The organism is Exiguobacterium sp. UBA6282, from assembly GCF_002440475.1.
GTDB lineage: Bacteria > Bacillota > Bacilli > Exiguobacteriales > Exiguobacteriaceae > Exiguobacterium_A.
The window spans coordinates 1-11,216 of record NZ_DJUM01000035.1; the positions used below are offsets into that span (position 1 = coordinate 1).

The 11,216-nt window shown below is 48.3% G+C and carries 12 protein-coding genes and 1 pseudogene; all 13 read left to right on the forward strand.

Annotation, left to right across the window (positions count from 1 at the left end):
* Positions 1–528 (forward strand): annotated as a pseudogene (locus B2751_RS09995) (cell division protein FtsH); the annotation flags it as partial.
* A gap of 182 nt (positions 529–710) precedes the next feature.
* On the forward strand, positions 711–1,472 hold the full coding sequence (locus tag B2751_RS10000) for a type III pantothenate kinase (protein WP_035413293.1): 762 nt from the start codon (positions 711–713) through the stop codon (positions 1,470–1,472).
* A 9-nt stretch (positions 1,473–1,481) separates the two neighbouring features.
* A complete protein-coding gene (hslO, locus tag B2751_RS10005) occupies positions 1,482–2,405 on the forward strand; it encodes an Hsp33 family molecular chaperone HslO (RefSeq protein WP_023466563.1) in 924 nt (307 codons plus the stop codon).
* Between the two features lie 12 nt (positions 2,406–2,417).
* Positions 2,418–2,729 carry a hypothetical protein gene (locus B2751_RS10010; protein WP_035413262.1) on the forward strand — a complete coding sequence of 104 codons (312 nt, stop codon included), beginning with the start codon at positions 2,418–2,420 and terminating at the stop codon, positions 2,727–2,729.
* 80 nt (positions 2,730–2,809) lie between these two features.
* Positions 2,810–3,754 (forward strand): cysteine synthase A, encoded by a 945-nt coding sequence (gene cysK / locus B2751_RS10015; RefSeq protein WP_290774570.1) that lies wholly within the window; start codon positions 2,810–2,812, stop codon positions 3,752–3,754.
* Positions 3,755–3,841: 87 nt separating this feature from the next.
* Positions 3,842–5,227 carry an anthranilate synthase component I family protein gene (locus B2751_RS10020; protein ID WP_035413268.1) on the forward strand — a complete coding sequence of 462 codons (1,386 nt, stop codon included), beginning with the start codon at positions 3,842–3,844 and terminating at the stop codon, positions 5,225–5,227.
* The gene (locus B2751_RS10025; protein WP_029343065.1) at positions 5,224–5,805 is read left to right on the forward strand and encodes an anthranilate synthase component II; all 582 of its coding nucleotides are present in this window, start codon (positions 5,224–5,226) and stop codon (positions 5,803–5,805) included. The genes B2751_RS10020 and B2751_RS10025 overlap by 4 nt, the downstream gene beginning before the upstream one ends.
* The gene (locus B2751_RS10030; RefSeq protein WP_290774574.1) at positions 5,789–6,628 is read left to right on the forward strand and encodes an aminotransferase class IV; all 840 of its coding nucleotides are present in this window, start codon (positions 5,789–5,791) and stop codon (positions 6,626–6,628) included. The genes B2751_RS10025 and B2751_RS10030 overlap by 17 nt, the downstream gene beginning before the upstream one ends.
* Entirely contained in the window at positions 6,625–7,410 is a 786-nt protein-coding gene (gene folP, locus B2751_RS10035; RefSeq protein ID WP_035413278.1) for a dihydropteroate synthase, read from the forward strand. The genes B2751_RS10030 and folP overlap by 4 nt, the downstream gene beginning before the upstream one ends.
* Before the next feature lie 2 nt (positions 7,411–7,412).
* Positions 7,413–7,784 carry a dihydroneopterin aldolase gene (gene folB / locus B2751_RS10040; RefSeq protein ID WP_035413281.1) on the forward strand — a complete coding sequence of 124 codons (372 nt, stop codon included), beginning with the start codon at positions 7,413–7,415 and terminating at the stop codon, positions 7,782–7,784.
* Positions 7,781–8,296, forward strand: coding sequence for a 2-amino-4-hydroxy-6-hydroxymethyldihydropteridine diphosphokinase (gene folK, locus B2751_RS10045; protein WP_056062018.1), 516 nt, complete (start codon positions 7,781–7,783; stop codon positions 8,294–8,296). The genes folB and folK overlap by 4 nt, the downstream gene beginning before the upstream one ends.
* Positions 8,296–9,288, forward strand: a complete 993-nt coding sequence (gene dusB / locus B2751_RS10050) for a tRNA dihydrouridine synthase DusB (RefSeq protein ID WP_290774577.1) — start codon at positions 8,296–8,298, stop codon at positions 9,286–9,288. Before folK ends, dusB begins: the two co-directional genes overlap by 1 nt.
* Before the next feature lie 161 nt (positions 9,289–9,449).
* Positions 9,450–10,931: a lysine--tRNA ligase gene (gene lysS, locus B2751_RS10055; protein WP_290774579.1), complete on the forward strand. Its 1,482-nt coding sequence runs from the start codon at positions 9,450–9,452 to the stop codon at positions 10,929–10,931.
* Positions 10,932–11,216: the final 285 nt, after the last annotated feature.

The window sequence follows — 11,216 nt, forward strand, 5'->3', positions numbered from 1 at the left end:
GGAGAAGTCTCGACTGGAGCAAGCAATGACTTCCAGCGTGCGACAGGTCTTGCACGGAAAATGGTCATGGAGTTCGGAATGAGTGAAAAACTCGGACCGCTTCAATTCGGATCAGGTCAAAGCGGTAACGTCTTCCTAGGCCGTGATTTCCAAAACGAACAGAATTACTCGGATGCGATTGCACACGAGATCGATACGGAAATCCAAGCGATCATCAACCGCTGTTACCAAAAAGCGAAAGATATCTTGACTGAGAAACGCGATCAGCTCGACTTGATTGCAACGACGTTGCTTGAAGTCGAAACACTTGATCAAAAACAAATTCACCATCTCTTAGAGACAGGCGAATACAAAAAACATGAACCAGAAGCAACGACTCCAAAAGCAGAAGAGAAAGCACCGGAATCGACAGATGCAACCGTCGATCAACCGACAGAGTCTCCAACGCAAATGGGTTCAGTCGTTGACGAAGGACAAAATGTAGATACGGATACACCAGATACGCCGCGTCGCGACGATCAAGTGTAAACGGATGGAACGGATTCGATCTCGCATCGAATCCGTTCTTTTTTGTTACAGATCGAGCGAATACACATCGGTAGGTGTGACCATACGAGCATGGTATAATCACAACGTATATCATTCCGAGCGTGAAACAACGGAATATAAAAAGAAGCATGAAAATCGAGAAGAAGCGGGGAAATAAGCAAATGATTTTAGTCATCGATGTCGGAAATACGAATATCGTCTTAGGTGTCTATCAAGGACAAGAGTTGATCGAGCATTGGCGGATTGCGACAGACCGGACACGAACGACGGACGAATACGGTATGCTCGTCAAAGCGTTGTTTCGTGACGCAGAGCTAAACGTGGAAGAAATCGAGGGAATCGTGTTATCATCTGTCGTACCCCCCGTCGTGTTTCCACTAGAAAATATGTGTGTGCGTTACTTTAAACGCCGTCCGTTTTTGATTGGACCAGGAATCAAGACAGGACTCGATTTAAAAGTCGATAATCCACGGGAAGTAGGAGCCGATCGAATCGTCAATGCAGTAGCAGCGACGGCGAAATACGAGGGACCGATGATCATCGTCGATTTTGGAACAGCGACGACGTACTGTTACATCGATGCACAAAAACGGTATTACGGTGGCATCATCTCACCGGGTGTGATGGTTGCGACCGAGGCACTCTATAATAAGGCAGCAAAATTGCCGCGAATTGAAATTGCGAAACCGCAGTCAACCATCGGACGAAATACGATCCATGCGATGCAATCGGGTACGTATTTCGGATATGTGGCGCAGGTGGACGGACTCGTTCACCGGATGAAAGAAGAAATGGGTGAAGCGAAGGTCATTGCGACCGGTGGTTTAGCCCGACTAATCAGCGAGGAATCCACGATGATTGAGATCGTCGATCCATTCTTGACGTTAGATGGATTACGGATTATCTACGAACGAAATAAGTGAGGGATTAAGATGAAACGGGAAGAATTATTAGCACAATTAAAAGATGACTATTTAGTACGGGCGTTAGGCTTCAACGGAGAAGTTCGTGCATTTGCGATCCGTTCGACAAAAACGGTCTATGAAGCACAACTTCGTCACCAGACGACACCGGTCGTCACGGCAGCGCTCGGTCGGACACTAACAATCGGCGCGATGATGGGTACGATGCAAAAAGGCGATACACGTGTCACATTGAAAGTCGAAGGCGATGGACCAATCGGAAAAATCATCGTCGATGCCGATGCAAAAGGGGTCGTTCGTGGATATGTCAGTCGTCCCCGCGTCGAGATGGATACGTACGTCAATGCAGACGGTCTGACGAAATTAAAAGTCGGTGAAGCGGTCGGTCGCGGAAACATCTCTGTCATCAAGGATCTCGGGTTGCGTGACTTTGTCGGTGGTCAATCTCCGATTCAAACCGGTGAGATCAGCGAAGACTTCACGTATTACTTCGCTGTATCGGAACAAAGTCCATCAGTCGTTGGAGCTGGCGTTCTCGTTTACCCAGAAGACGAATCGGTCATTGCAGCAGGTGGTTTGATCGTTCAATTGATGCCGGGTGCATCGGAAGAGACGATCGCAGCGCTTGAAAAACGTGTCGGAGCTCTTAAACCAATCTCCATTCTCGTCGGTGAGGAAAAAACACCCGAAGAAATGTTAGAACTCGTTCTCGGTGACTACGAACATCTTGATACGATTCCGGTGTCATTCGAATGTACGTGTGACCGCGACAAATTAGCAACAGCGATTATTGCCCTTGGACCAGATGAGATTCAAGCGATGATTGATGAAGATGGTGGCGCGGAAGCTGTTTGTCACTTCTGTTCAGAGCATTATCACTATGATGTTCCAGAATTAGAGGAACTTCGCGAAAAATCACTCGAAAGAGCATAAGAGGGATCCGATATGGGGAATGTACAACCTAAGTACTTGTGGATGTTGATCTTCATCTTATTGTTGACGAATTTCATGACCGGCGCTTATGCCTTCATGGGTGAGCTCCCTAAGGTCGATTCTCCTAAAATCGTTCAGGACAGTATTGGTGGTCCGCTTGAGGATGTCATCGCCGAAGTCGGTGATGAAAAAATCACCCGAGCAATGGTCTATCAGACGATGCGAACGGAACAAGAGAAGCAGACAATCGATCGTTTGATTCAAGAAGCGGTCGAGCGCCAGACAAAGGATGGAAAAAAGCCGGAAGTTAAACGCTTTGATTGACAGATTTCATCCAGTCCGCTGATAATTAATCTATCGGATTACTTGGAATTCAAGCGGTTCACTAATGAGGAGGAATGGTCATGCGTATTGCGAATTCAGTATTAGATTTAGTCGGTCGGACACCGATCGTCAAGTTACATCATCTAACGGGTCCTGAGGATGCAGATGTATATCTGAAACTGGAGTACATGAACCCTGGATCGAGCGTAAAAGACCGGATCGCGTTATCAATGATTGAAGCGGCAGAAGAAGCAGGTCAACTTAAAGAGGGAGATACGATCATCGAGCCGACGAGTGGGAACACGGGTATCGGACTAGCGATGGTCGCTTCGGCGAAGGGATACCGTTCCATCCTCGTCATGCCGGAAACAATGAGCATGGAACGTCGGACGTTGCTTCGCGCCTATGGTGCGGAATTGATTTTGACGCCAGGTCCTGAAGGGATGAAGGGTGCGATCGCTCGCGCGACAGCGGAAGCGGAAGAGCACGGTTACTTCATGCCGCAACAATTCAATAACGGTGCCAATCCAGTCGTTCATGAAAAAACGACAGGTCCTGAAATCGTCGAAGCGTTCGAAGGTATGCAACTCGATGCGTTCATCGCGGGAATCGGAACCGGTGGAACGATCACGGGTGCTGGTAAAGTGTTGCGCGATGCTTTCCAAGGCATTGAAATCATTGCTGTTGAACCAACGGATTCACCGGTCTTATCAGGTGGTAAACCGGGGCCGCATAAACTGCAAGGTATCGGTGCTGGATTCGTACCGTCGATTCTCGATACAGATATTTATGATGGTGTCGAGCAAATCACGACGGAAGAAGCATTTGATCACGCACGCCGAGCAGCGAAGACGAACGGTGTCTTAGGCGGTATCTCGTCAGGTGCTGCGATTGCAGCGGCACTGAAGACGGCAAAACGTCTCGGCAAAGGAAAAAATGTTCTCGCGATCATTCCTTCGAACGGTGAGCGGTACTTAAGTACACCGCTGTATCAAGTCGAGGAAGAAGTGGATCAATCGAAGTAATCCATCATACGTACACGGAAGTCATTCGGCTTCCGTGTACTTTTTTGCGTATAATGAGAGCAGAATAGTGTGAAGTGGGGGACGCGTATGCGACAGACGAAATATAAAGCAATACCATGGACGAAAGAACAATTCTACAATCGGTATGTCGAACAGACGATTGGAACAACAGGACACGTCTGGCTCGAAAGCGGTCGAATCGGACGGTATACGATGGCGGCGACTCGTCCTGTCGGATACGTCCGGACAAAGGACGGGATGACGACGATTGAGACAGATGGAAAAGTCGAGACGTCGACGGCAAACCCGTTTGATCTACTCGAACGACTCCGCGTCGAACGTGAATCCATCCGACCGGATGGAATGCCGCCATTCTTTGGTGGATTTGCTGGATATGTCAGTTATGATGCTGTCCGTTATTTAGAAAAGCTACCGGAGCAAGCGATGGATGATCTACAAACACCCGATCTGTCATTTTACTGGTACGATGAAGTCGCCGTGTTTGATGAGGAGACGAAGCAGTTGTTCATTGCCGTGACGCGAGACACAGCAGAGGAAGCAACACAGATTCTTGAAGAAGAAGTCGCGCGTTGGTGCGTCAAGACAAATAGACCGCAGTTTACAACAACCGGTTCATCCGGCGAACGAGAACGAGCTTTCGGACAGGAAGCGTTCATGACAGCGGCACACCGGATTAAATCGTATATTGAGGATGGTGACGTCTTCCAAGTCAATTTGTCCGTCCGTCAACAAGAACCGCTTGGGACGACAGCGGAACATCTGTATGATGTATTACGACAAATTAATCCTTCTCCATACATGGGTTACTTCGCAGATGAGGATTTAACACTTGTGTCCGCCTCACCTGAGTTGCTCGTCGAAAAAATAGGTGATGCGTTAGCAACGCGTCCGATTGCGGGAACACGGCCACGCGGGAAGGATGAAGCGGAGGATCTACGACTCGCGAAAACCTTACTCGATAACGAAAAAGAACGGGCAGAGCATGTGATGCTCGTTGATTTAGAGCGTAATGATTTAGGGCGCGTTAGTCGTTATGGTACGGTCCATGTCGATGAGCTGATGGTGATCGAGAAATACTCCCACGTGCAACATATCGTCTCAAATGTCAGAGGCGAAGTGGCTCCGGAACACTCCGGGAGTCAAGTGCTCGCCGCAATGTTCCCAGGTGGGACGATCACCGGCGCGCCAAAAATCCGGACGATGGAAATCATTGAAGAACTGGAACCGGTCCGGCGTGGCATCTACACTGGATCGCTTGGCTTCATCAGTTGGGCGGATGATGTCATTTTCAACATCTTGATTCGGACACTCGTTGCAAAAGATGGGATGGCATATGTCCAAGCAGGTGCTGGAGTCGTCACGGACTCGGACGCAGCACGTGAATACGAAGAGTCACTTAGTAAAGCCAAAGCGTTATGGGTGACAAAAGAAACGGCGGAGGGAACACGATGATTGTATTGATTGATAACTATGATTCCTTTACGTATAACTTAGTCCAGTATTTCGGCGAACTTGGACAAGACATCCGGGTATTTCGCAACGACGCGATTACGCTTGCAGAAATCGAAGCGTTGCAGCCTGATCATCTCGTCATCTCGCCGGGTCCCTGTACACCGAATGAAGCGGGGATCAGTTTAGAGGCGATTGCTTACTTTGCGGGGAAGGTACCGATCCTAGGAGTTTGCTTGGGTCATCAAGCGATTGGGCAAGTATTCGGTGGTAAAGTCGTCCGAGCGAAGGAATTGATGCACGGAAAAGTCTCGCCACTGACGCATGACGGACAAGGGATCTTTGAACGGATCCCACAAGCGACGCCGGTGACACGTTATCACTCGCTCGTCGTGGAACGCGAGACATTCCCGGAAGTGCTCGAAGTGACGGCGGAAGCTGGCGGAGAGATCATGGCACTCCGTCACCGGACGTTGCCGATTCTCGGTGTCCAGTTCCATCCGGAAGCGATTTTGACGCGAGACGGGAAGCAGATGTTAAAAAATTTCTTGGAGTTGACGCATTATGTATCTCTGGCATGACGGAACCATTAAACGAGAAGAAGAAGTACGCATCTCCCCGCTCGATCACGGATTCGTCTACGGGATGGGTGTATTCGAGACGTTTCGGACCTATAACGGACATCCGTTTTTGTTCGATGATCATATTGAACGCTTACAGATGAGTTGTGTTGCACTCGGAATCCAGCTAACATATGACCGGGAAGCCTTACGACAAGCAATCCAAGATTTATATGAAGCACATGGGGCGAACGATTTATACATTCGCTTGAACGTCTCGGGCGGTCCACGCGAGATCGGATTATCGATCGATCCTTACGACACGCCGACCGTGTTGATCTATGCGAAACCAATCGCTCCACGAAAACGGGCGGAACGTGCACTCGAGACGATTCGTTTACCGCGCAGTACACCGGAGACGACTTACCGCTTGAAGTCACATCATTACATGAACAATCTAGTCGCGAAACGCCAATTGTTCAATCCGGAAGCAGAAGGGTTGTTTTTGACGAAGGAAGGTCATGTCTGTGAGGGCATTACGTCAAACATCTTTTGGCGTTACGGAAGTACATGGTATACGTCACCGCTTGAAACCGGTGCACTGAACGGTATTACCCGTCAGTTTTTGATGCAACACCTACCAGTCGAAGAACGCTTAGCTTATTTACCGCAGCTCGAAGAAGCAGATGAGATCATCTATACGAATTCCGTTCAGGAAGCGGTCGCGATTTCGTCACTTGACGGACGCCCTTTCCCTGGAATCAACGGAACAGGATATGCACAAATCATGACGCTGTTCGATCAATCCGTCGAACAGGTGACGACAAGGAGAGAACAACGATGACTTACATCATGGGTATCTTGAACGTGACACCGGACTCTTTTTCGGACGGTGGACAATATGTTGATATCGAGCAAGCGATGCGGCAAGCGCGTCAGCTCGTCGCGGATGGAGCAGATGCGATCGATATCGGTGGAGAATCGACACGACCGGGTGCGGCGTTCGTGTCAGTTGAAGAAGAACTCGCTCGTGTTTTACCGATTATTAAACGCATTAAACGAGAGCTGAACGTCCTCGTGTCGATCGATACGTATAAACCGGTCGTCGCAGAAGCTGCTATTCAAGCAGGAGCGGACATCATCAATGACGTCTGGGGTTCGAAGTGGGGCGATCGTTCGATGGTCAAGGTTGCTGCGCAGTATGAAGTACCAATCATTTTAATGCATAACCGGGAAACGGCGCATGGAACAGATATGCTTGCGGAAGTCCGGGCTGACCTTGAGGAATCGATCCGATTAGCGAAACAGGCAGGCGTGGCGGAAGAGCACATTTGGCTCGACCCAGGCATTGGATTCATGAAAACGCAGGAAGAGAACTTGTACTTGATGCGTTACCTGTCCATCGTCACGGACTTCGGGTATCCGGTTTTACTTGGAACGTCCCGTAAATCGATGATTGGTCTCGCGCTTGGATTGCCGACGGAAGAACGACTTGAAGGAACGATTGCGACGGTTTGCTACGGGATTCAACAAGGATGTGACTGGGTGCGCGTGCATGACGTCAAAGAAGTCAAACGGGCAGCGCAGATGATGGACATCATGTTAGCTGCGACGAAAGGGGAATGACGGTGGATCGAATTCATGTAACAGGAATGCGGTTTTATGGGTATCACGGTGTATTTGCAGAAGAGACGAAACTCGGTCAACGCTTCAATGTCGACTTATCGATCGGACTTGCATTGGCAGAAGCCGGTCGGACGGATGATTTGACGAAAAGTGTCAATTACGCTGAATTGTATGAAGCGACAAAACGTGTCGTCGAAGGAGAACCGCTCCAACTCGTCGAAGCCTTGGCGGATCGTATTGCAAAAGAAGTCTTTGCGTTAGACGGACGGATTGAAGAAGCGTCGATCAAAGTTATCAAACCGGATCCGCCGATTGCTGGTCATTATGAACATGTGGCAGTCGAGATCAATCGACTCCGGGGGGACTATGCATGAAGGAAGCTTACATTGCACTCGGTTCAAACATTGGTGATAAAGCGGCTCACTTAAGAGCAGCGATCGCTCGCCTGAGAGCCTTATCGTCTGTTCATGATGTAAAGGTCTCTTCCATTTATGAGACTGTACCTGTCGGGTATCTCGATCAGGATTTATTTTATAATATGGTCGTCGGGATTCAAACGACGGACGAGGCAGATGTCTTACTTGAGCGACTGCAGGAAATCGAACAGCTAGAAGGACGCGAGCGTCTGTTCAAAAATGGACCGCGGACGCTTGATTTAGATATTTTGTTATATGGGGGAGAACGTATTGACCTTGAAGGATTAACCGTTCCGCATCCGCGGATGCAAGAGCGGGCATTCGTCCTCGCGCCATTACGGGAACTAGCAGCAACATGCGTCATACCTGGTCTTGGGCAAAGTGTCGAGCAATTGTACCAGCAGTTACCAGAGACAGAACGAAACGGTGTGCGACGCTTAGGTGGTCTTTTAGAAGCGGAGGAACAATAATGGAATTTAACATTGGTGATGTCAAATTGAAGAATCAAGTCATCTTGGCACCGATGGCAGGCGTCTGTAATCCCGCGTTTCGGTTGATCGCAAAAGAATTCGGCGCGGGACTCGTCTGTGCGGAGATGGTCAGCGATAAAGGGATCTTGTACGAGAACGAACGGACGCTACAGATGCTGTACGTGGATGAGCGGGAAAAACCGCTGAGTCTTCAAATCTATGGTGGTTCAAAGGAGACACTCGTTCAAGCAGCGCGATATGTCGAAGCGAACACGAATGCCGACATCATTGATATCAATATGGGCTGTCCGGTCCCGAAAGTCACGAAAAGTGATGCTGGAGCGAAATGGTTGCTTGATCCGGATAAGGTCTATGAGATGGTCCATGCGGTGACACAAGCGATCGATAAACCGGTGACGGTCAAAATGCGGACCGGCTGGGACAGTCATCACATCTATTGTGTCGATAATGTCAAAGCGGCAGAAGCGGGTGGTGCGAAGGCTGTTGCCATTCACGGACGGACACGTTCACAAAAATATGAAGGTGTCGCAGACTGGAACATCATCGGTGAAGCAAAAAAAGCGGTCAGTATTCCAATCATCGGAAACGGGGATGTTCAAACTCCACAAGATGCTAAACGAATGATTGATGAGATTGGTGTCGACGGTGTCATGATCGGACGGGCCGCTCTCGGAAACCCATGGATGTTGTATCAGACAATCCAGTATCTCGAATCAGGAACGCTTCCGGCAGAACCGACGGCGCGTGAGAAGATTGATATTTGTCTCTTGCACGCCACACGACTGGTCGCGCTAAAAGGAGAAGAACTCGCCGTGCGCGAAATGCGGACACATGTCGCCTGGTACTTGAAAGGAATGAAGGGGAACGGTCGCGTTCGCAATGCGTTATTTAACATCGACACGCATACGGGACTCGTTGAACTGTTACAGCAGTACTTGCAGACACTCGAAGAAGACGTAGCGTATGCCTAACAGGTAAAGTATAGTCGGACAGAGTCGTTTTGTGGTACGCTAGTTGCATTGAAGATGAGCGTATCGGTTTTCTAAAGGGCTGTCGGTCATTCCGGCAGCTTTTTATTCGAGAGAATCGTCGTGAACCATTATTAAAAGGAGTGAAGACAGTGAGTCAGGATATGGAAATGAACGATCAAATGCAGGTGCGTCTCAGTAAGATGAACGCCATGCGTGAACAAGGTCTCGATCCATTCGGCGCACGTTTTGAACGTTCGACGGATACTGCGAGCATTCGTGCATCATTTGGTGAACATACAAAAGAAGAATTGGCTGAACTGAAACCGGAAGTTGCCATCGCGGGTCGTGTCATGACGACACGTCGTAAAGGGAAGGTCGGCTTTACGAATGTTCAGGATGTACAAGGTCAAATTCAGTTGTATGTCCGTAAAGATGATGTCGGTGAAGAGGCGTATGAGATCTATAAGACATGTGACTTAGGTGACATCGTCGGGATCCAAGGATACGTGTTCAAAACGAATGTTGGTGAACTCTCTGTTCACGTCACAGCATTTACGTTATTAACAAAAGCATTACGTCCGCTTCCGGATAAATATCACGGATTAAAAGATATCGAGCAACGCTATCGTCAGCGCTATCTCGACCTTATTACGAACCAAGAATCACGTGAGACATTCATCGCGCGGAGTAAAGTCATTCGTGGAATCCGTCAATATCTTGATAACCTCGGATACTTGGAAGTCGAAACACCAATGTTGCATACGATCGCGGGTGGAGCATCGGCGCGTCCGTTCATCACGCATCATAATGCACTCGACATGACGCTTTACATGCGGATTGCGATTGAGCTTCATTTGAAACGTTTGATTGTCGGTGGACTTGAGAAAGTCTACGAAATCGGTCGTGTATTCCGTAATGAAGGAATCTCAACACGTCATAACCCAGAGTTTACGATGATCGAACTCTATGAAGCGTATGCGGATTATAAAGACATCATGAACTTAACAGAGAATCTGATTGCTCACGTCGCACAAGAAGTACTCGGTACGACACAAGTCACTTACGGAGAAGACGTCATCGATTTATCTGTCGGTTGGAAACGAGCGCACATGGTAGATCTCGTTAAAGAAGCAACAGGTGTCGACTTCTTCGAACAGATTTCGAACGAACGTGCCCTTGAACTCGCGCATGAACACGGTGTTGAAGTCCAGTCGCACATGACGACGGGACATATCTTGAATGAGTTCTTCGAACAAAAAGTAGAAGAAACACTCGTTCAACCAACATTCGTCTATGGTCATCCTGTTGAAGTATCACCACTTGCGAAGAAAAATCCAGAAGATCCACGCTTTACGGATCGCTTTGAATTATTCATCGTCCGTCGTGAGCATGCGAATGCCTTTACGGAATTGAACGATCCAATCGATCAACGTGAACGTTTCGAAGTACAACTCGTCGAAAAAGAAGCAGGAAACGACGAAGCACATGAAATGGATACAGACTTCATTGAAGCACTCGAGTACGGTATGCCGCCAACGGGTGGTCTTGGAATCGGGATCGATCGTCTCGTCATGTTGTTGACGAATGCGCCATCGATTCGTGATGTATTACTCTTCCCAACGATGCGTCACCAACAAAATTAATGAGTAGAGCTCTGTTCTTTCTATACTGTATAGAAGGAACGGAGCGTTCTTTTTGGAATCAACACAGGAATAAACAAGTCAAAAAACGGGTAAACAAAAGTTTTTAAATGTTTTTCTAATAAAATGCTTGTACGATTCAAAAAGCCATGGTATATTACTTCTTGTGCCGCGAATGGTCGTGACACACAAAAATAAATATCAAAAAAGTTGTTGACAATCGGGTTGATAACTTGTTAAGATATTAAAGTCGCTGAAAACGACACGACGAACTTTGAAAACTGAACG